Source organism: Acinetobacter sp. 24-47-39, from assembly GCF_056783825.1.
The window spans coordinates 56,476-77,355 of record NZ_JBWYIP010000011.1 but is presented as its reverse complement, the minus strand read 5'-3'; the positions used below and the strand labels follow the sequence as shown (position 1 = coordinate 77,355).

Below are 20,880 nucleotides of genomic sequence, written 5' to 3'. Positions count from 1 at the left end.
GTGCCAATTTCCATCAAATCTGATTTAATTTAAACCAATATGTCTATTTTCTCTACGCTTTTAAGCGACGATTTCAAATTTATTCCACTCCAAATAAAAAAACCCAAACATCATCTGTTTGGGTTCGTTTTTGAATTTTCACATTTATTCTGCAGGCATATCAATTTGTCGATGCGCAGATTGTAAATAGTCATCTGATTGCATTTCGAGTAAGCGTGAACGTGTGCGTTCGATTTCAAACGCTAATTTTTCGCCACTATATATATCAATGATACTGGCATGTGAGGTTAGTAATAATTTAACACCACGATCATAGAACTCATCGACTAAATAAATGAATCGGCGTGTTCCTTCTGATAAATAATCATTCAGATCGGGAACATTACTGACTAGGACAGTGTTATAAGTGTTCGCAATTTCGATAAAGTCCGCAGGACTTCGTGGCTTCATACAGAGTTCAGAAAACTCACACCATAATACATCTTCAGTATGACCAATTGTATCGACATTACGTCCATTAATGATGATCGGTTCTTCACTCACATTTTGAGCACTGGTTAATGCTGAAAAACGTTGTGCCATCCATACCTGATTATCATGGCTTAAAGGTGATTTGAACAACTGCGCTTGTTTCAGTACACGCAAACGATAGTCAACACCTGCATCCACATTCAAAATGACACAATTCTTTTTTACCATTTCAATCGTTGGAATAAAGCGGTCGCGATGAATACCGTTCTTGTATAAACCATCTGGTGCAATGTTTGATGTCGCAACAAGTGTAATTCCACGAACAAATAGCTTTTGGAATAAATCACTTAAAATCATCGCATCCGTGACATTTGATACAAAGAATTCATCAAAACAAATCACAACCGCATCTTTGTAAATTTGATCAGCAACGATGTCGAGTGGATTTTGTTGTCCTGAGTTTTTATTTAATTCTTTATGCACATATTGCATAAAATGGTGGAAATGCATACGCGTCTTACGACGGAATGGTATCGCATCATAAAACTGGTCCATCAACCAAGTTTTTCCACGTCCAACACCACCCCACATATAAACACCCTTCGGGGCTGTTTGACGGCGAAAACGTCGAAACGCTTTTTTAGAAGCTTTATATCGTAAGATCAGTTCTTCCCAAACACGATTAAGTTCATGTACAGCTTGAGCTTGAGCATCATCAGGCATAAATTGTCCTGACGAAATTGCGTGAGCATAACGTTCTGCAGGTGATTGCGGAGTGTGACTTAAACTATTTTGCGAAGAATGAGAATGGAACATAGATATTGATTACTTTTTTAGGCCGTCGGAAGTATAACGAATATTTAAAAAAATGATAAATAACACTTTGGCATATACCATTTGAGCATACATGCTGAGGTTATTTCCCATACTGTCGTGGACTTTGTCCAAACCATCTTTTAAAAGCATGGTTAAATGCTGCAGGTTCTGAATATCCAAGCATTTCAGCTATTACTTCAATCGAATACTCTTTGTACTCAATCAATCGAAGCGCTTTCTCTCGAATGAGTTGCTCCCGTATTTGCTTATAGCTTGTATCCAATTGGTTAAGCTGATGCCGCAATGTACGCTCTGGAATATTCAATGCTTGAGCTGTTTCTGCCATTGTTGGAATCTGCCCAGTTTGTAAATCCAAATAATCGTGAATTCTTTGAATCAACTGATGTTGATTCAATTGTTGCGCATTTAATCTTTCGATTTCAGCATTACATCTTTGTTGGTGGACATTAAATGTGATTTGATCAGCTGAAGGCAACTTCAATTCTAAAATTTCTGCATCAAAAATCAGTCGAAATTTGTCTTGTTCAAACCGAACTTGTTCACCGAAATAATTCAAATACTTGTTCAAAAAAATGGATTCTTTCGGTCGTGAAAACGGCAATTCAATCTGCACTTCAGGAAAAGGCAATCCTATCATTTTGTAGATATCTTGCACGAATTTAACCGTACCTGAAATTTCACATTGAGCCCTGAACTCATCAACTTCACTTTGTAAATTGAGAGGTTCATAACATAAAGCCGCATAGACACTCGTCTGCTCTAATGTAAGTCTACCCGATAAATGGGTAAGCGCTTGATAGCGTATTCCATTTGTGAGAGCCGCACCGACATTCGGGCTTGTGACCAACAGCATGAGAAGCGGACCATAGCCTGCGAGCGCATAATGTTGACCGACATCCAAACCAAGCAGCGGGTTAACCCCTTTAGCAATAATTCTTTGAATGATTTGTTCTAATTCAGGTTGAATCGTTGAACTCGGATCTAAGGCATCCGCCTTTAAACCGACAGCTTCCAATCTTTCGTCCACATTTATTCCGACCTGTCGCATACCCTGTATGAGATACAACAAACCGAGAATCGACCTTTTCATAAAACAGAATTTTAAAATTAAAGTTGCATATGTTTTACCCTAAAAAAAAGGGAAAGAATATTGCCGAAAATATCAATATTAAATGTCAATGAAATCATGTCAGTTTCAGTCCAGACTGCTTATGATAGCTTCAAATAATATGAACGAGCATTAAAATGGAAGTTACATCAGATCAGCTAGATACAAATTCAGTCGACTTAACTGAAAAGCAATTCATCAAGAAAAATACTAAAATTGCGATTATCGGCGCCGGATTTGGAGGATTAGCCACAGCTATTCAACTTCTTAAACGCGGTATCAAAGATTTTGTTATTCTTGAAAAAGCTACAGATGTAGGTGGTACTTGGCGTGAAAATCAATACCCGGGTGCTGCATGTGATGTGCAGTCTCATATGTATTCATTATCTTTTGCACCCAAATCTGATTGGACAAAACGATATGCTGAAGCACCTGAAATTTTCCAATATATTCAATATCTTATTCAAGAATATGATTTAAAAAAATTTATTCAATTTGATAGCGAAGTCATTTCGACACGCTTCGATGAGCAAGCTCATGCGTGGGAAATCTCCATCAAGAATCAAAGTGCTCTACGCAGTCAATTCCTTATTTTTGCCTCTGGTCCATTGCATATTCCTCAAATTCCAAAGATTAAAGGAATCGAAAAATTTAAAGGCGAAGTATTCCACTCCTCATCTTGGAATCATGCTTATGACCTGAATGGTAAACGTGTGGCCAGTATCGGCACAGGTGGAAGTGCAATTCAATATATTCCTGAGATTGCACCGAAAACCAAACAGTTATACGTGTTTCAAAGAACGGCTGCATGGGTAATACCGCGCGATGAACGAGCTTATAATGCTTTAGACAAAAAACTATTTGCCCAATACGACTGGTTTAGAAAATTGCATCGAGCACGCTTATATTGGTCTAACGAATCACGCGTAGTTCCGATTGTAAAACCTCAAATGATGCGACTAGGTCAAAAACTTGCAGAAGCTTTTATTCGCTTCCAAGTCAAAGATAAAGAAATAGCAAAAAAATTGACACCAGATTACACCATGGGGTGTAAAAGAATTCTGGTATCAAATCGATATTTCCCAACATTTAATCGCAAGAATGTAGAGCTCGTGACGGACAGCATTCAAGAAATTACTGAAAATGCGATTGTTACCAAAGATGGTCAAGTACGAGAAATAGATTGTTTAATTTACGGTACTGGTTTTATTACTGATCCACGAATTTATTTAAAAGATTTTAAATGTTATGGCGAAAATGGTATTGAGTTGAAAGAAGCATGGAAAGAGGGTGCTGAAAGCTACTATGGAATTTCTACCAAAGGATTTCCAAATCTCTTTCAACTTTTGGGCCCGAATACTGTTTTAGGTCATAACTCTGTAATTTTTATGATCGAATCTCAAGTGAATTATATTCTACAATTGATTGAAGCTGTAGAAAAATCCAAAACCAAAGCAATCGTGGTCAAAGATGTAGTCCAAGAAGAATTCAACCGTAAAATCCAAGAAAAATTTGCAGGCACAGTTTGGCAATCTGGCTGTGTGAGTTGGTATCAGCAAGAAGGCGGAAAGAATTTTTCACTTTGGCCGAGTTATACATGGAAGTATTGGCTAGAAACCAAAAATGCAAATCTAGCCGATTATCGTTTCTTAAATTAAATGAATAAAAAAATCAGCTCAATTGAGCTGATTTTTTTTACTGAGCCAGCGCTTTTTGAATATCATCTTCAATGCTTTCAGGTTTAGTTGTAGGTGCATATCGATTAAGCACTTTGCCATCCTTTCCAATCAAAAATTTGGTAAAGTTCCACTTAATTCCACTTCCTAAAATTCCTTTGCTATTGTTGGTGAGATACCGAAAAATCACATGGGCTTCAGGACCTTTTACATCCACTTTAGCGAACATCGGAAAGGATACACCGTAATTTCTCTGGCAAAAACTACCAATTTCTTCGTGCGTACCCGGATCTTGCCCACCAAATTGATTACACGGAAATCCTAACACCTCAAAACCTTGATCTTTATACTTTTCATACAGCGCTTCCAACCCTGCAAATTGTGGCGTAAATCCACATTTGCTGGCTGTGTTGACTATCAATAGCACTTTACCTTCATAGTCCGAAAATTGCTTATTTTCCCCTTCTAGCAATTCTGCCTCAAATTGATAAATATTGGTCATGGATAGGTTTCCTCATCATTTTTTTCTTGGGTTTTTAATTCTAATGAAGCTGAGTTTACACAATAACGAAGACCTGTAGGTTCAGGTCCATCCTCAAAAACATGCCCTAGATGTGCGTCACAATGATGACAAACAATCTCAGTGCGAATCATGCCATGTGAGTGATCATCATGTTCTTCAATGACTGTTTGGTTGATTGGACGATAAAAACTAGGCCATCCACAACCACTGTCATATTTGGTTTCTGAAGTAAATAAAGGTTCGCCACAGCAACGACAAACATAAGTTCCTTCTTGTTTGGTATTCCAATATCGCCCTGTGAAAGCAGGCTCAGTTCCCTTTTGACGGGTAATGCGATACTCCTCTGGTGATAACTCTCTTTGCCATTCTCGGTCTGTTTTATTGAGTTTTCCCATGATTAACTCCTTTAAATCTTTGACATTCAATGTCATGCTTCAGTACCTTCATATTTACGCTAGAGCTTGAAAAATTTCTAGCTAAATTTCTACATAGATTGTGATATTTAGTAATCTATTTTTATTCACTCAAAAATAATTGGATGGGAATATGTCCGTTTTAGGTAACACTACTCCACGCGAAATTAAGAAATCGTCTAAGCTTGAGCATGTATGCTATGACATTCGTGGACCTGTGTTACGCGCCGCCAACGAAATGGAGGAAGCCGGACATAAGATAATTAAACTCAATATTGGTAACCCAGCGCCCTTCGGATTTGAAGCACCCCAAGAAATTATCAATGATGTTGCGTTGAATTTACCAAATGCAATCGGCTATACAGACTCAAAAGGGATTTTCCCTGCCCGCAAAGCGGTTTGTCAGTATTATCAACAAAAAGGTATTTTCAATATGCATGTCAATGATGTGTATATTGGGAATGGTGTTTCTGAGCTGATTGTAATGGCTATGCAAGGCCTGTTAGATGACGGCGATGAAATGCTGGTGCCAATGCCAGATTATCCATTATGGACTGCTGCCGTTAATCTTTCTGGTGGTACAGCAATTCATTATAAATGTGATGAAGAAGATAATTGGTATCCTGATATTCAGGATATGGAAAACAAAATTACGCCTAATACTCGTGGGATCGTGATTATCAATCCAAACAACCCAACGGGTGCTGTTTATCCACGCCATGTATTAGAAAAAATTGTCGCTCTTGCAAAAAAATATGACCTGATTTTATTTGCTGATGAGATCTACGATAAGATCGTTTACGATGGAATCGAACATGTATCGGTCGCTGCCCTTGCGGGTAATCAACTGTGTATTTCATTTAACGGATTATCTAAATCCTATCGAATCGCTGGATACCGTTCAGGCTGGATGGCAATTACGGGTGATAAGACACGTGCAGCAGATTATATTGAAGGTCTAGACATGCTCGCGTCAATGCGCCTGTGTGCTAACCATCAAGCTCAATATGCTATTCAAACTGCATTGGGTGGCTACCAGTCTATCAACGATTTAATTCGTCCAGGTGGTCGTTTGTATGAGCAACGCAATATTGCTTGGCAAATGTTGAATGAAATCCCAGGTGTAAGTTGCGTTAAACCTGAAGGTGCAATGTATTGTTTTCCTAAACTTGATCCTGTAATTTATCCGATTCAGGATGATGAACAGTTTATGCTTGACTTCCTCAAAGCAGAAAAAGTGTTATTGGTACAAGGCACAGGATTCAACTGGCCTACGCCTGATCATTTCCGTGTGGTGTTCTTGCCTGCTGAAAATGAACTTCGTGAAGCGATTAACCGTTTAGGAAGATTCTTGGCGAAAATGCGTTAATTCAGTCGTTTTATGTGAATGATGTATTTAAAACCCCCAGATTTCAATCTGGGGGTTTTATATTTAATATTTTGATTATTTCATGATATTAATTTCATTTTGATTATATACAAGCACCCTTCTTTTCCTTTATCGTGATTAAGCATTATCCATGCACAATACTATAAAAAACATTTAGGAAAAAAGATGAAAAAGAAGCTAACCGCACTGACTCTATCGATTGGCTTGTTATTACCCCTAACGAGCTTTGCTAAAAATAACGTTGTCGTCGTTGCAACTGGGGGAACGATTGCTGGTGCTGGTGCTAGTTCAACCAACAGCGCCACTTACACTGCCGCAAAAGTTCCAGTGGATGACTTACTGAATGCCGTCCCTCAAATTAAAGATTTAGCCAATGTGAGCGGCGTACAAGCAATGCAGGTTGCTTCTGAAAGCATTACAGACAAAGAATTACTTTCCCTTGCCCGCCAAGTCAATGATTTGGTTAAAAAGTCAGATGTAAATGGCGTTGTAATTACACATGGTACAGATACCTTAGAAGAAACCGCTTTTTTTCTTAATCTAGTCGTACAAACGGAAAAACCTATTGTTGTTGTCGGCTCAATGCGCCCATCGACGGCTTTATCTGCGGATGGCCCACTAAATTTATATAGTGCAGTTGCTCTGGCAGCAGACCCGAGTGCAAAAAATAAGGGGGTGTTCGTCCTTATGAACGATAGTATTTTTTCAGCTCGAGATGTGACTAAAGGCATTAATATTCATACTAATGCCTTTGTAAGCCAATGGGGAGCTTTAGGGACGTTGGTAGAATCTAAACCTTATTGGTTCCGAAGTTCTGTTAAGCGATTTAATCAGCGGTCAGAATTCAATATCGAGAATATTAAGGGTGATACACTCCCATTAGTTCAAATTGTCTATGGCTCTGGCAACATGATTCCTGATGCTTATCAAGCGTATGCCAAGGCTGGGGTTAAAGCCATTGTCCATGCAGGTACAGGAAACGGCTCAGTCGCGAAAAATATTGTTCCCACGCTGAATCAACTTCAGCAAAGTGGTATACAAATTGTACGTTCTTCACGAGTGCCACAAGGATTTGTTCTCCGTAATGCCGAACAGCCAGATGACAAATATGGTTGGGTAGTTGCACATGATTTTAACCCTCAAAAAGCTAAAATTTTAACCGCGCTTGCTTTAACCAAAACCAAAGATGCAAAAGAAATACAACGCATGTTCTGGGAATATTAAGCCCAATTTTCATGTTATAAAAAGTGCCGAATGGCACTTTTTTTGATTGACATAAAATCGCCTTTATTCAAATCGAAGATAATTTGTACGAATCATATAAAATATCGTGGATTCTCAGCTCTAAATCACTTTGCATGATAAAATACGCTCTGCTCTTGTAAAGGACTCATCTATGCAGTTTGTTCATCTCGGTGTTCATACAGAATTTTCTATTACTGAATCAATCGTACGTATACCTGATCTAATGAAGTCTGCTGTACAGGATTCTATGCCTGCACTTGCGATGACAGATTTATCGAACTTACATGCAGCAGTGAAGTTTTATACCTCGTGTCTTAAAAAAGGGATTAAACCTATTTTAGGAAGTGTGATTCGTTTGAATGATGAATCACATCGTATGACTTTACTGGCGATGAATAATGAGGGTTGGCGTAGTTTAACTGAAGTAGTATCGCGCGGCTTTATTGAAGGACAACAACTCAGTATCCCGTGTGTAAAAAAAGAATGGGTGTTAGAACAAGCGCCGGGCATGATTGCACTTTTAGGGATTAAAAGTGATGTTGGAGAAATGCTGTGTTCAAGTAGCCCAGAAAAAGCTGAACCCTTACTTGAAGCTTGGATCGAAAAATTTGGTAACCGTGTCTATTTAGCACTCACGCGTACCAATCGCCCACAAGAAGAAGATTTTATTATTGAAGCTGTTAAATTAGCCGCAAAATATCAAATCGGTGTTGTCGCTCATAATGATGTTCATTTTATTAGAGAAGAAGATTTTGAAGCTCATGAAGCACGCGTCTGCATCGCGGATGGCTATGTTTTGGGTGATAATCGTCGTCCACGTACTTACAGCCCTGAACAATATTTTAAAACAACAGCGCAAATGGTGGAGTTATTTGCTGACATCCCCAGTGCCATTCAAAATACAGTTGAAATTGCTAAACGCTGTAATGTGACGCTTCGCTTAGGTAAATACTTTTTACCTGACTATCCAATTCCTGAAGGTCATACAATTGATACCTTCTTTGCCCATTTGTCTAAAGAAGGCTTAGAAGAACGTCTTAATCACCTTTATCCTGTGGAGAAACGTGGAGAAGACTGGCCTGAAATTCGCAAAGAATATGACGATCGATTAGATTTCGAAATTAAGATCATTAACTCGATGGGATTCCCAGGTTACTTCTTGATTGTCATGGACTTCATTCAGTGGTCCAAGAACAATGGCGTACCTGTAGGCCCGGGCCGTGGTTCAGGTGCAGGCTCATTAGTTGCATACAGTTTAAAAATTACAGATTTAGATCCACTGCCATACGGACTTCTTTTCGAACGTTTCTTAAACCCTGAACGTGTTTCGATGCCAGACTTTGACGTGGATTTTTGTATCGCAGGTCGTGATCGTGTAATTGATTATGTAGCACGAACTTATGGGCGTGACGCTGTATCTCAAATTGCAACATTTGGTACGATGGCAGCGAAAGGTGCAATTCGTGATGTTGCACGAGTTTTAGGTAAGTCTTACGGCTTAGCAGATCGTATTTCTAAAATGATCCCGACTAAGCCTTTGGGTTTAAGTTTAGAAGAATCTTTAGAAGCAGAACCACAACTTAAAGATATTGTAACCAACCCATCCAACCCAGATTATGAAGATGCATCAGAAATCTGGGAAATGGCGCTTAAACTTGAAGGAATAACGCGTAACACTGGTAAGCACGCAGGTGGTGTTGTAATCGCACCGACCAAGATTACGGACTTCTCAGCTGTACTGTGTGAAGAAGATGGTACTGGTCGTGTCGCTCAATTTGATAAAGATGATGTTGAGGCGGCAGGACTCGTTAAATTTGACTTCTTGGGGTTGCGAAATCTTACTGTAATTGAAGATGCTATTCAGCACATTAACCAACGATTAAAGTTTGATATACCTCTAAAGATTGAAAATATTCCGCTGAATGACAAAGCGGCGTATTCAATATTTGCCGAAGCAAATACCACTGCGGTATTCCAATTTGAATCCGTGGGCATGAAAAAAATGCTCAAGGAAGCACGCCCAAGTAAATTTGAAGAAATTATTGCCTTCGTGTCATTGTACCGCCCGGGCCCAATGGATCTAATTCCAGACTTTATTCATCGTATGCATGGTGGAGAGTTCGAATACTTACATCCCCTATTGGAAGGTGTCTTAGAACCTACCTATGGGATTATGGTATATCAAGAACAGGTTATGCAAGCAGCTCAGTATTGTGCTGGATATAGCCTTGGTGGTGCGGACTTACTTCGTCGTGCGATGGGTAAAAAGAAACCTGAAGAGATGGTTAAACAACGCCAAATCTTTATTGAAGGTGCTGCAAAAAAATATATCGATGAGCAAACGGCGAACCATATCTTTGACTATATGGAAAAATTTGCAGGCTATGGTTTCAACAAATCACATGCTGCAGCCTATGCATTGGTGGCTTATCAGACGGCTTGGTTAAAAGCACACTATCCTTCAGAGTTTATGTCCGCTGTACTTACTTCGGAAATGCAAAACACAGACAGTATTGTATTCTTGATTGATGACTGTCGTAACAATGGTCTCGACGTGTTACCACCTTCCGTTAATATGTCGATTTATCAATTCCATGCAATTGATGAAAAAACCATTGTGTATGGTCTAGGTGCAATCAAGGGTGTTGGTGAAGCAGCAATGCAATCTGTGATTGATTCACGTAAGCAGCTTGGACCATATAAAGATTTATTTGATTTCTGCCATCGCATTGATCTGAAAAAAATCAATAAACGTACACTTGAAGCTTTGATTCGCTCAGGAGCATTAGATTGTCTCGGACTTGAACGCGCGACTTTAATGGCTCAATTGCCTGAAGCTGTACAAGCTGCCGAACAAGCTCGTTCAAACCGTGAAACAGGCATTATGGATTTATTTGGTGAAGTTGAAGAAGTTCAACGTAAACCTACTAAACCTGTAAAACCTTGGTCTGATGAAGTCCGTTTAAAAGGTGAAAAAGACACCTTAGGTTTATATTTAACGGGACACCCAATCGATGTGTATCGCCCCGAGTTAAAAGCGTTTATTTCTAACAAAATTAATGAGCTGACTCCAACACGTCGTGGAGTAACTACTGTATTTGCAGGCTTGGTTGTGGATGTCGCAAATTTCCCTAACCGCATGATGATCACACTCGATGATGGTACTGCTCGAATCGAAGTCTCAGCAAATCATGAACGCTTCCAACGTTTTAAAGATATTATTGTGAATGAAAGAGTGATCGTGATTGAAGGTGAAATTTATGAACGTGAAGGCTTCGACCGTCCGATGGGACGCCTTACTAAGGCGTTTACATTAAACGAAATTCGTCAAAAACGTGCAAATCACATCCTCATCAAATTACAACCTGAGCATATTCAGCCAAATCTTGGTCAAGAGCTTTCACAGATCATTCAACCGTTTTGTAATGTAGATATGTGTCAGCATGTGCCATTACAAGTACAACTCGACTTTCCATATGCAACCGCTGATTTTCATTTACCACCGCAATGGAATGTCGCACCACTCGATGACTTATTGTTCAAACTGCGCGACTATTTTGGTAAAGAGGCCTTACATGTGGAGTATCATGTCAAGTCAAAAGCTGCACGTTCCCACGCCGCAGAACCAAAATCAGAACCAGTCATCACATCACATGCCTCTCCACCTGACCAGATCAGTATGGATGAAGCAATGGATCAATACATGACGGAAGTCAGTCAATACTCTTAATTTTGGAAGATTTATGAATTTAATTGATAATGCTGCTGTTTCAGCGCATTTGTCTCATGTGCGTATTGTCATGGTGAATACTACCCTGCCTGCGAATATCGGTAGCGCACTTCGAGCAATGAAAACCATGGGGCTTTCAAAATTGGTTTTAGTTGCACCTAAAATTTATCCTCATCCTGATATTGATGCACTTGCAGCCGGTGCAACCGATTTAATTGATCAAATTCAGATTGTAGAAACGCTTGAAGAAGCCATCGCAGATTGTCATTTAGTCTTTGGTACAAGTGCTCGTAGCCGAACTATTCCATGGCCTTTATTAGATGCTCGACCTGCTGCTGATAAATCTATGCAAGCGGTGATCAAAGAACAACAAGAAATAGCCGTAATATTTGGGCGTGAAGATCGCGGATTAACCAATGAAGAATTGGCTATGGCGAATTACCATGTGACCATCCCTGTGAATACAGACTATGGCGTACTCAATGTCGCTCAAGCCATTCAAATTATTTGCTATGAAATGCGAATGGCGACCACGGCTCTCATGGAACAAGTTGAAGATCCTCAAGCTGTTATGAAAGTGACTGATGAAGATTCTATGCATTGGGATGAGCCGTTGGTAACACATCAACAGATGGAACAATTTTATCCTCATTTTGAAAAAATGTTACACGAAATCGAGTTTTTAGACCCAGAAAATCCACGATTATTGCCTTTACGCTTGCGTCGCTTATTCGGACGTATACAATTAGATCGTATGGAGTACCATCTTCTTAGAGGTATTTTTAGTCGTGTTCAGGCATTGAACAATGGCACATGGAAAAAGTCAGATTCTAAAGAGAAATCAAAAGATGCTTAAACAGCTTAAAGAAGATATTCAAGCTGTGTTTGCCCGCGATCCTGCGGCGCGCAACACATTTGAAGTTTTAACCACTTATCCAGGAATTCACGCACTGATTATGCATCGTGTTGCGCATGAGCTTTGGAAAAAAGAGTGTAAAACTTCAGCCCGCATGCTGTCTTCTTTTAGTCGTTTTGCAACTGGTATCGAAATACACCCAGGTGCCAAAATTGGCAAACGTTTTTTTATAGATCACGGTATGGGTGTGGTCATTGGGGAAACAGCTGAAATTGGTGATGATGTGACGCTCTATCATGGCGTGACATTAGGTGGCACCACTTGGAATAAAGGCAAACGTCACCCAACGTTAGAAGATGGCGTAGTCGTTGGCGCAGGTGCGAAAATTTTGGGACCATTTACCGTACATAAAAATGCGAAAGTGGGTTCAAATGCTGTGGTCACCAAAGAAGTCCCTGAAGGTGCTACTGCCGTAGGTAATCCAGCGCGATTTATTATTAAAAATCAGCAAAAAGATTTGGACAAAGAATCAGAACGACGCAATTATGCAGAAAGCATCGGGTTTCAGCCTTACGCGACAACCCAAGATCAATCTGATCCAATGTTAGAAGGTATGCGGGTATTATTGGATCGTATACAGCACAATGAAAAGCGCATGAACACTCTATGTCAGCGACTTTCATTACTTGATCCAACATTTAATAACGCTCAAAGTAATGGACAACCATTTAGTGCTGAAGAGTTAAAAATCATTGACGAAGTTCGTCGTGAGTGCGAAGCTCAAACTGCACAATCAAAAGCTTAATGTATAAGTTTGACTAAGTTAGGTGAATCTGAGTTGCATGTTGTTTCGACTTTTCATAGACTCAGATACAACCTGAACTAGAATTTAAAAACATAATATTGGAAGAAAATATGACGATTAAGCCCCTCATTGCCACCATGATCGCTGTTTCATTATTGAGTGCTTGTAGCTCTCCAGCAGTAAAAAAACAATCTAAAACAAACGATCCAATCGTCTTTTCTGAGCCTGATTTAAGTGCGCCATTTTATGCATTAAATCCTTTTAATTATAGCCAACCACCAGTATTCGAGCTTGAACTAAAAAAAGCTGCTGCTGCACCACTTCAAAAACTTGAGGTGACTGATCCAAATAATCCAAACAGAAAGATGATCCTCGAACACAACAAATTAATCGTACCGACTGTGAATAGTTCACAACGTGCGATGAAATACACGGTTTTAGCGGGTCAAAATGAAATCGATATTACAGAAATTGATGACTTCCTCCAGATGGTTGAAGGTAAAGCACGTCACTATCCTCCTCGCTTTACAGATCGTCAAGAACGTCGCGGTTTTGAAGCTAAATTACGTGAAGTTTCAGCTCAACTAGATACTTTAGCAGCGAAAGATAACGCGTCATTCGATATCTTAATTCGTGCATTTAAAGCAAGTATATTGGGTCGTAACCTTGATCTTGGTTCTGCTTACACCACTAAATCTTTAAAATATGCACAACAAATCCTGAAGATCAACAAAGAAGACGCTGAAGCGAACTTCTGGTTTGGTTTCTCTTTGTCTGAAGGTGGTGGTCAAAAAGAAGCTATTCCATATATCGATAAGGCCATCAAAGCAGGTGTTCAAGAAGCTTATCTCGTAGCTGTTAACAACTACCTCGCATTGAGTCAAAAGAAAAATGCAATCACAACTTTAAAAAATTACAAAGTGAAATATCCTGAAGAAACTGAAGTTGCTGACCGCTTAATTCAAGAAATTGAGAAACAAGGTCGTTACAATGTTTGGCAGATTTTAAACAATCCAGCGAAATCATAATCTTATTTCATAAAAAATAGACTGATTATTCAGTCTATTTTTTTTAGCACTTATTTTTATCTCCCTAAAAATAACGTATGCTCAGCGTTAATGATTCATGCTGACAGTTGAAAATATGTTTATGATGAACAATAAATACATCGGCGCCCTACTGCTCGCAACACCACTATTTATGACAGGTTGCCAAGTCGTCAGTGTAAAAAATCAAGCGCTTAATGTCTCGATCGCGAATGAACGAGATAGCATATTAACGCGTAAAAAAATGAGTGAAGCGAGTCTGAATGTCCTCTCCATGACAGGCAGTGAGGCTGAAAGTTGTTCTAATGATCCCGATAAATGCGTATCTGATCTAAAAAAAATAAAACAAATTCAAGATGAACAACTTTATTCAACTGCAAGTGAAGCATATTTGACACGGGCATTAGCCCTCAGTAATTCTTCTGCTTGTAATACCAGTTTAATTAGTAAATATCAGTCAGAAGAAAAGAAAAAAATTCATCAAGAAAACTATAGTCAATGTCTTGACCAACAGTTAGCAATGCTTGATAAAAGTATTCGTTATAGTTATGCCTATCTATTCAAGACAAAACGCCAACCAAGCGACCGTATTTTCGATAATAGACAAGTTCAAATACGAGATTTCTACAATCAAGCCATGGCGAAAATGGTGATGACCTATGGTATGCGCTATACCGGTGAAAAAGTTCCCAAACAAATAAAAATTGGTGAAAGCATTTATACCATCAACTATGACCATTACCCTCAGATTGCTAATCAAAAATTAGATAGCCTGCTTTCAAGCTACAATCTCAATTTTAGTGGCTTGCGTTCGATTAACCGTCGGGATGGTTTCGGTGCGGAATTTGTCGCAACGCTTCCAGCGCCAGAGCGAAATAGCGATTCAGGTAAATATATTGTAGATCCATTAAATCACGCTTATAAAAATGGTCGTAATCCTAACATTCATCCACCACGTTATCTTTCAGTCACAATGACCGCTGAGCCTGCGCGTCAAAGTAGTCTAGAAGATATTCTGAATCACCCACATTTCACTCTGAATATTTATGATCCTTATGGATTAGATCAATTAAAAGTAGGTGGAAAAGTTTATCCCTTAGCTGCGAATTACTCTGCACCGTATGGTTTATGGCTTGCCGAAAATAACTTAGGTGCTGCTGCATATTTGAGTTTGATTGATCGTGACAATACAATCACAATGCCTCATCTCTTTATGCTCGAACCCTATAATCCAAACAAAAAAATTATTGTTTTGGTGCATGGACTTGCAAGCAGTCCAGAAGCTTGGATTGCATTAACCAATGACATTATGGGAGACAATGTTCTAAGAGAACATTATCAAGTTTGGCAAGTGTTTTACTCCACCAATATGCCAATTTTAGAAAGTCGCTTTCAAGTGAATGCGATCATTCAACAAGCATTTGATTCACTTGATCAATCGACGGCATCAGCTAAAGATGCAGTTCTGATTGGACATAGTATGGGTGGTATTATTTCAAGATTATTGGTGAGCCAAGCTGATTTAACACAACCTGCTTTGTCTCAATTAAAAAATTCTCAAATTAGCCGCTTTAAGAATGAGCCTTTATTTAAAGCTCGTTTACAAATCAAACCTGTGCCACAGTTTAATCGTGCAATTTTCTTAGCAGCACCTCATCGAGGGACAGATTATGCTGATCGTTGGTTTACACGAGCTGCTCGTAAAGTGATCAAGTTACCAGGTGCATTTTTGGGTGCATTTGCTGAATCGCTCTCAGATAAAGATATTAATATTAAACATTTTGTCAAAGACTTAGGTCATGGACTGATTCAAAATGGTCCGAGTGATCTGAGTCACAACTCTCCTTTCACCAAATTAACCTCACCTGTGACGCCGGTTAAAGGGTTTAAATTTCACTCCATCATGGGGAATGTGACTGAGAGTAAAGATCCTACTGTTATGTCAGATGGGATCGTGCCTTATCAGAGTGCGCATCTTAAAAGGGCACAATCTGAGATTATTATCAAAGGTGGGCACTCAATTCAGGAAACACCAGAAGCTGTGTTGGAATTAAGACGAATCCTCAGACTTCATTTGACAGAGCTTGGAATTGCCAAATAACGATTTCCTTTAGCTTTAATCAGCCGATGTATCAAAGATGCATCGGCTTTTTGTTTTTCTAGTCCCAAATGACGACTTTTGAATCCCACTCATATTTTTAATTACCTTCTCCATAAAATATTTGAGAAAAAATGGATAACGATTAGAACAAACTGGATAGCCTGACTCCCTTAATCACTGTTCAATAGATTCAAAGATAAATGAAATCAAGTGATATAAGGAGTTAGACCATGGGATCTCGTAGCAGCATCGAATGGCATGATTTTATTGAAGGATGTATCGATTTTCGACCAGAGGATGGCGTCTATCGTATCGCACGTGACATGTTTACTGAACCAGAACTTTTTGATCTAGAAATGGAAATGATCTTTGAAAAGGTGTGGATCTACGCGTGTCATGAAAGTGAAATTCCAAAACCAAATGACTTTGTCACTGTTCAAATTGGTCGCCAACCGCTCATCATTAACCGTGATGGTCAAGGTAATTTAAATGCAATGGTCAATGCCTGCGAGCACCGTGGTGCTACATTAACCCGAGTTGCTAAAGGTAATCAATCCACATTTACCTGCCCGTTCCATGCTTGGTGTTACAAATCGGATGGTCGTCTCGTAAAAGTTAAAGCTCCTGGTGAGTATTGTGATGACTTTGATAAATCATCACGAGGTCTAAAAAAAGCACGTATTGCCAGTTATAAAGGATTTGTCTTCGTTAGCTTAGATACAACAGCTACAGACACTTTAGAAGATTATTTAGGTGATACACGTGTTTTCCTTGATCTTATGGTTGAACAATCACCTACAGGTGAATTAGAAGTTTTACCGGGTAAATCAGCATATACCTTTGCAGGAAACTGGAAGCTGCAAAATGAAAATGGTGTAGATGGCTACCACGTAAGTACTGTTCACTATAACTATGTATCTACAGTTCAATATCGTCAGCAACTGAATGCACAAAAAGGGACAGGGCCAAAAGACACACTTGATTACAGTAAATTAGGTGCTGGTGATGACACAACTGATGATGGTTGGTTCTCATTTAAAAATGGTCATAACGTTTTGTTTAGTGACATGCCTAACCCAACTGTACGTCCTGGTTACGCAACTGTAATGCCATATCTGGTTGAGAAATATGGTCAAAAACGTGCTGAATGGGCAATGCACCGTCTCAGAAACTTGAACTTATACCCAAGCCTTTTCTTTATGGATCAAATCAGTTCGCAACTTCGTATTATTCGTCCAGTTGCGTGGAATAAAACTGAAGTCATTAGCCAGTGTATTGGTGTTAAAGGTGAGTCGGCTGAAGCACGTCGTAACCGTATTCGTCAATTCGAAGATTTCTTCAACGTATCGGGCTTAGGCACACCTGACGATTTAGTCGAATTCCGTGAACAACAGCGTGGTTTCCAAGCTCGTTTAGAACGCTGGAGTGACATTTCGCGCGGTTATCACAAGTGGAATTATGGCGACAGCCCGAATGCTCAAACATTAGGGATCAAACCAGTCATCACGGGTACTGAAATCACTCAAGAAGGTTTATATGTCAATCAACACCAAGTTTGGCGCGATCTCATGTTAAAAGGCTTAAAAAATAAAGCACTTAAACTCACTGAAGATACTTCTGAACCACACGAATGCCCTGCATCACAAGCGACAACTGAGGAGGCTTAATCATGACACAAGCTCTTGTACATCAAGTTTCTCAATTTTTATATGAAAAATCTGCGCTTTGTGACAACTATGAATGGGACGCATATCTAGAACTCTATGACGAAGACAGCGAATACCACATTCCACAATGGATTAGTGACCATGAATACGTCACTGATCCAAACCAAGGGCTTTCATATATCTATTATGAAAACCGTGCTGGCCTTGAAGATCGCGTATTCCGTATAGGAACTGGTAAAGCTGCATCAGCTACGCCCCTTCCGCGTCTCATGCATGCGATTCACAACATCCGTGTAAAAACACTTGAAGACGGATTATTAGAAGTTAAAGCGGGTTGGTCGACATTCTATAACCGCCAAGGTTTAGAAGGCTATTTTTACGGTCATGTCACTTATATCCTTCGTCAACATGAAGACACTTTCCGCATTCGTAAACAGCACACCATTTTGTTGAATGACAAAATTGATTCTGTGCTCGACTTCTACCACGTTTAAGGAGTAAAAGAATGAGTCATTCTGTTGCACTCAACTTTGCAGATGGTAAAACGTTCTTTATCTCTGTGAATAATGATGAGCTTTTACTTGATGCTGCGTTCCGTCAAGGTATCACATTGCCTTTAGACTGCCGTGAAGGCGTTTGCGCAACCTGTCAAGGGCAATGTGAAAGTGGCAATTACACTCAAGATTATGTCGATGAAGAAGCATTAACCGAACGTGATCTGGCAGAGCGTAAAATTTTAGCTTGTCAAACACGAGTGCAATCGAATGCTGCATTCTATTTCGATCATGACTCAAGTTTCTGTAATGCTGGTGAAACACTTCAACTCGAAACCAAAGTGACTCACGTAGAATTAGTCTCTGAAACTACGGCAATCATTCATGTAGATGCCAGTCAACATACGCAGAAAATTGATTATTTACCGGGTCAATATGCTCGATTAAAAATTCCTGGTGCAAATGATTGGCGTTCTTATTCCTTTGCCAATTTACCCAATGAAGGTAATCAATTACAGTTTTTAATTCGCTTACTCCCGCAAGGTCTCATGAGTGACTATCTGCGAGATCGAGCAAAAGTTGGGGATACAATTTTACTCGAAGCACCTTTAGGAAGTTTTTATCTTCGCGAAGTGGAAAAAGAAAAGCCATTAGTCTTTGTCGCAGGAGGTACTGGATTGTCAGCATTTTTAGGAATGCTAGATCAAATTGTGAAACAACCTCAAATTCCACCAGTACATCTATATTATGGTGTAAACAAAGAGCAAGATTTGTGTGAACAAGAAAGGTTAAAAGCATACTCAGCTAAGATTCCACACTTTGAGTATCATCCCGTAATCGGACAACCTTCTAATGATTGGACTGGAAAAAAAGGATTTATCCACGAACATTTAGATCAATCGCAATTAAGCGAATCAGCATTCGATATGTATTTGTGTGGTCCGCCACCAATGATCGATGCTGTCAAAAATTGGTTAGCTGATCACCAGATAGACAACGGACGTGTTTACAGTGAGAAGTTTATTCAAAGTCATAGCTCAAGATAATTAAATGAGCTGATGACAATCACTAAGGACTATCGTTAATATTCTTTGCAAACGATAGTCCTTTTTTGTTCTAACGTTTGAATATATGGAAATTTTAAATGCAAAAAATAATTGTAAATGACGTTATTGATCGGGAAAAAATGTCCCCTTTACAATGGACAGTTTTCTTTCTGGGGTTTTTGGTTTTTTTCTGTGATGGATTAGACACTGGCATCTTAGGCTTTATTGCACCAGCATTGTTAGATGATTGGGGTATTTCAAAACCAGATCTAGCACCTGTGCTCAGTGCGGCCTTAGTAGGCATGTCGATCGGCGCCATTATCTCAGGACCATTATCAGATAAATTTGGACGCAAGGGTGTCATCGTAATGACGACTTTGTTGTTTTCAATTTTCACCATCATGTGTGGATTTGCTTCTAACACGCAAGAACTTATGATCTATCGTTTTATTACAGGGGTCGGACTTGGTGCGGCTATGCCGAATATCAGTACAATGGTATCCGAATACATGCCTCTAAAACGTAAAGCATTCCTGACCGGATTAGCAGGTTGCGGATTTATGTTAGGGATCTCAAGTGGCGGTGTCTTATCTGCGTTCTTATTAGAGAATCAAGGGTGGGCAAATGTCATTATTATTGGCGGTGTAATCCCACTTATTGTATTGGTATTTTTGATTACCAAGTTACCTGAATCACCTCAATACCTCATCAAACAAAATCGTCAAGAAAAAGCAAAACCAATTCTTGAGAAAATTCACGGTCAAACATTTGATCAAAGTACTGTATTTGTTCTACCTGAAGCAGAAGTATTAGATCCTAAACAAAGCCCTGTTAAAATTTTGTTTAGCAAATACTTTTGGGGTTCGGCAATGCTTTGGCTGTGTTGCTTTACCAGCCTAATGGTGTTTTATCTGTTAACCAGCTGGATGCCAACTATTCTTAAAACCGCTGGATTCACAACAGAACAGTTTAGTTTAATTGCAGCGATTTTCCCATTCGGCGGTGTAATAGGTGCATGCTTTATGGGGTGGTATATGGACAAAGTCAATCCAAATACTGTGATTAAATATTCTTATCTCGCAGCATTTGTATTGTTCTTCGTTGCAGCATTTGTGAGTCAAAGTATTGTTTTACTCGGTATTGCAATTTTCTTAATCGGCGCATTATTAGTGGGTGCTCAATCATCATTACTTCCGCTAACAGCGCTGTTCTATCCTTCAGTTTGCCGTGGTGTAGGTGTATCATGGATGCATGGTATTGGTCGTATCGGTGCGATCTTAGGTGCATTCTACGGATCACTGATTTTTACATTTGAATTATCTCTTGCAGGTATTTTCTATGTCCTAGCAATTCCGACATTTATTTCGTTTATTGCGCTCGCATTAAAAGGACTAAAACAACCTGAATCAGCCAATACTGCAACTGCAGAGGTAACGCAGTAATCTCAACTCGGTCATTAAAAAGCCCCAATA

16 protein-coding genes are annotated in these 20,880 nt (G+C 39.3%); 12 read left to right on the top strand and 4 right to left on the bottom strand.

Features of this window, described 5'->3' with window-relative positions; all coding sequences use genetic code 11:
* Nucleotides 1-144: 144 nt before the first annotated feature.
* On the bottom strand, nt 145-1,287 hold the full coding sequence (gene zapE, locus AC1M9C_RS10980) for a cell division protein ZapE (RefSeq protein ID WP_481587652.1): 1,143 nt from the start codon (nt 1,285-1,287) through the stop codon (nt 145-147).
* 100 nt (nt 1,288-1,387) lie between these two features.
* Nucleotides 1,388-2,398, bottom strand: a complete 1,011-nt coding sequence (locus AC1M9C_RS10975) for an AraC family transcriptional regulator (protein WP_481953678.1) — start codon at nt 2,396-2,398, stop codon at nt 1,388-1,390.
* 155 nt (nt 2,399-2,553) lie between these two features.
* Here AC1M9C_RS10975 and AC1M9C_RS10970 point away from each other — a divergent pair, with 155 nt between their 5' ends.
* Nucleotides 2,554-4,074 (top strand): flavin-containing monooxygenase, encoded by a 1,521-nt coding sequence (locus AC1M9C_RS10970; protein WP_481953677.1) that lies wholly within the window; start codon nt 2,554-2,556, stop codon nt 4,072-4,074.
* Nucleotides 4,075-4,111: 37 nt separating this feature from the next.
* On the opposite strand, the gene AC1M9C_RS10965 is transcribed toward AC1M9C_RS10970, so the two are convergent.
* Both AC1M9C_RS10965 and msrB read right to left on the bottom strand, forming a co-directional pair.
* Nucleotides 4,112-4,594 carry a glutathione peroxidase gene (locus AC1M9C_RS10965; protein WP_035266096.1) on the bottom strand — a complete coding sequence of 161 codons (483 nt, stop codon included), beginning with the start codon at nt 4,592-4,594 and terminating at the stop codon, nt 4,112-4,114.
* The gene (gene msrB, locus AC1M9C_RS10960; protein ID WP_035266138.1) at nt 4,591-5,010 is read right to left on the bottom strand and encodes a peptide-methionine (R)-S-oxide reductase MsrB; all 420 of its coding nucleotides are present in this window, start codon (nt 5,008-5,010) and stop codon (nt 4,591-4,593) included. Before msrB ends, AC1M9C_RS10965 begins: the two co-directional genes overlap by 4 nt.
* 151 nt (nt 5,011-5,161) lie before the next feature.
* Here msrB and AC1M9C_RS10955 point away from each other — a divergent pair, with 151 nt between their 5' ends.
* From AC1M9C_RS10955 to AC1M9C_RS10905, 11 genes are all read left to right on the top strand, one after another.
* The gene (locus tag AC1M9C_RS10955; RefSeq protein ID WP_092767759.1) at nt 5,162-6,397 is read left to right on the top strand and encodes a pyridoxal phosphate-dependent aminotransferase; all 1,236 of its coding nucleotides are present in this window, start codon (nt 5,162-5,164) and stop codon (nt 6,395-6,397) included.
* A 186-nt stretch (nt 6,398-6,583) separates the two neighbouring features.
* Complete coding sequence (locus AC1M9C_RS10950; protein ID WP_481953676.1) at nt 6,584-7,642, top strand: type II asparaginase; 1,059 nt, start codon at nt 6,584-6,586, stop codon at nt 7,640-7,642.
* A gap of 172 nt (nt 7,643-7,814) precedes the next feature.
* Complete coding sequence (gene dnaE / locus AC1M9C_RS10945; RefSeq protein ID WP_481953675.1) at nt 7,815-11,393, top strand: DNA polymerase III subunit alpha; 3,579 nt, start codon at nt 7,815-7,817, stop codon at nt 11,391-11,393.
* Between the two features lie 13 nt (nt 11,394-11,406).
* Entirely contained in the window at nt 11,407-12,249 is an 843-nt protein-coding gene (locus tag AC1M9C_RS10940) for an RNA methyltransferase (protein WP_481587657.1), read from the top strand.
* Nucleotides 12,242-13,054, top strand: a complete 813-nt coding sequence (gene cysE / locus AC1M9C_RS10935; protein WP_035266113.1) for a serine O-acetyltransferase — start codon at nt 12,242-12,244, stop codon at nt 13,052-13,054. The genes AC1M9C_RS10940 and cysE overlap by 8 nt, the downstream gene beginning before the upstream one ends.
* A 110-nt stretch (nt 13,055-13,164) precedes the next feature.
* The gene (locus AC1M9C_RS10930) at nt 13,165-14,082 is read left to right on the top strand and encodes an ABUW_2363 family tetratricopeptide repeat lipoprotein (RefSeq protein WP_481587658.1); all 918 of its coding nucleotides are present in this window, start codon (nt 13,165-13,167) and stop codon (nt 14,080-14,082) included.
* Nucleotides 14,083-14,197: 115 nt separating this feature from the next.
* Nucleotides 14,198-16,201 (top strand): esterase/lipase family protein, encoded by a 2,004-nt coding sequence (locus AC1M9C_RS10925; RefSeq protein ID WP_481587692.1) that lies wholly within the window; start codon nt 14,198-14,200, stop codon nt 16,199-16,201.
* 230 nt (nt 16,202-16,431) lie between these two features.
* Nucleotides 16,432-17,868 carry an anthranilate 1,2-dioxygenase large subunit gene (antA, locus tag AC1M9C_RS10920; RefSeq protein WP_035266117.1) on the top strand — a complete coding sequence of 479 codons (1,437 nt, stop codon included), beginning with the start codon at nt 16,432-16,434 and terminating at the stop codon, nt 17,866-17,868.
* Nucleotides 17,869-17,870: 2 nt separating this feature from the next.
* The gene (antB, locus tag AC1M9C_RS10915) at nt 17,871-18,362 is read left to right on the top strand and encodes an anthranilate 1,2-dioxygenase small subunit (protein ID WP_035266119.1); all 492 of its coding nucleotides are present in this window, start codon (nt 17,871-17,873) and stop codon (nt 18,360-18,362) included.
* A gap of 11 nt (nt 18,363-18,373) precedes the next feature.
* Nucleotides 18,374-19,408, top strand: coding sequence for an anthranilate 1,2-dioxygenase electron transfer component AntC (gene antC, locus AC1M9C_RS10910; protein ID WP_180028207.1), 1,035 nt, complete (start codon nt 18,374-18,376; stop codon nt 19,406-19,408).
* A gap of 98 nt (nt 19,409-19,506) precedes the next feature.
* Nucleotides 19,507-20,850: an MFS transporter gene (locus tag AC1M9C_RS10905; protein ID WP_092767747.1), complete on the top strand. Its 1,344-nt coding sequence runs from the start codon at nt 19,507-19,509 to the stop codon at nt 20,848-20,850.
* Nucleotides 20,851-20,880 lie beyond the last annotated feature (30 nt).

What these genes read in the sequence shown, in the direction of transcription:
- zapE (WP_481587652.1), bottom strand. Translation starts at nt 1,287, where the DNA reads ATGTTCCATTCTCATTCTTCGCAAAATAGTTTAAGTCACACTCCGCAA.
- AC1M9C_RS10975 (WP_481953678.1), bottom strand. Translation starts at nt 2,398, where the DNA reads ATGAAAAGGTCGATTCTCGGTTTGTTGTATCTCATACAGGGTATGCGA.
- AC1M9C_RS10970 (WP_481953677.1), top strand. Translation starts at nt 2,554, where the DNA reads ATGGAAGTTACATCAGATCAGCTAGATACAAATTCAGTCGACTTAACT.
- AC1M9C_RS10965 (WP_035266096.1), bottom strand. Translation starts at nt 4,594, where the DNA reads ATGACCAATATTTATCAATTTGAGGCAGAATTGCTAGAAGGGGAAAAT.
- msrB (WP_035266138.1), bottom strand. Translation starts at nt 5,010, where the DNA reads ATGGGAAAACTCAATAAAACAGACCGAGAATGGCAAAGAGAGTTATCA.
- AC1M9C_RS10955 (WP_092767759.1), top strand. Translation starts at nt 5,162, where the DNA reads ATGTCCGTTTTAGGTAACACTACTCCACGCGAAATTAAGAAATCGTCT.
- AC1M9C_RS10950 (WP_481953676.1), top strand. Translation starts at nt 6,584, where the DNA reads ATGAAAAAGAAGCTAACCGCACTGACTCTATCGATTGGCTTGTTATTA.
- dnaE (WP_481953675.1), top strand. Translation starts at nt 7,815, where the DNA reads ATGCAGTTTGTTCATCTCGGTGTTCATACAGAATTTTCTATTACTGAA.
- AC1M9C_RS10940 (WP_481587657.1), top strand. Translation starts at nt 11,407, where the DNA reads ATGAATTTAATTGATAATGCTGCTGTTTCAGCGCATTTGTCTCATGTG.
- cysE (WP_035266113.1), top strand. Translation starts at nt 12,242, where the DNA reads ATGCTTAAACAGCTTAAAGAAGATATTCAAGCTGTGTTTGCCCGCGAT.
- AC1M9C_RS10930 (WP_481587658.1), top strand. Translation starts at nt 13,165, where the DNA reads ATGACGATTAAGCCCCTCATTGCCACCATGATCGCTGTTTCATTATTG.
- AC1M9C_RS10925 (WP_481587692.1), top strand. Translation starts at nt 14,198, where the DNA reads ATGTTTATGATGAACAATAAATACATCGGCGCCCTACTGCTCGCAACA.
- antA (WP_035266117.1), top strand. Translation starts at nt 16,432, where the DNA reads ATGGGATCTCGTAGCAGCATCGAATGGCATGATTTTATTGAAGGATGT.
- antB (WP_035266119.1), top strand. Translation starts at nt 17,871, where the DNA reads ATGACACAAGCTCTTGTACATCAAGTTTCTCAATTTTTATATGAAAAA.
- antC (WP_180028207.1), top strand. Translation starts at nt 18,374, where the DNA reads ATGAGTCATTCTGTTGCACTCAACTTTGCAGATGGTAAAACGTTCTTT.
- AC1M9C_RS10905 (WP_092767747.1), top strand. Translation starts at nt 19,507, where the DNA reads ATGCAAAAAATAATTGTAAATGACGTTATTGATCGGGAAAAAATGTCC.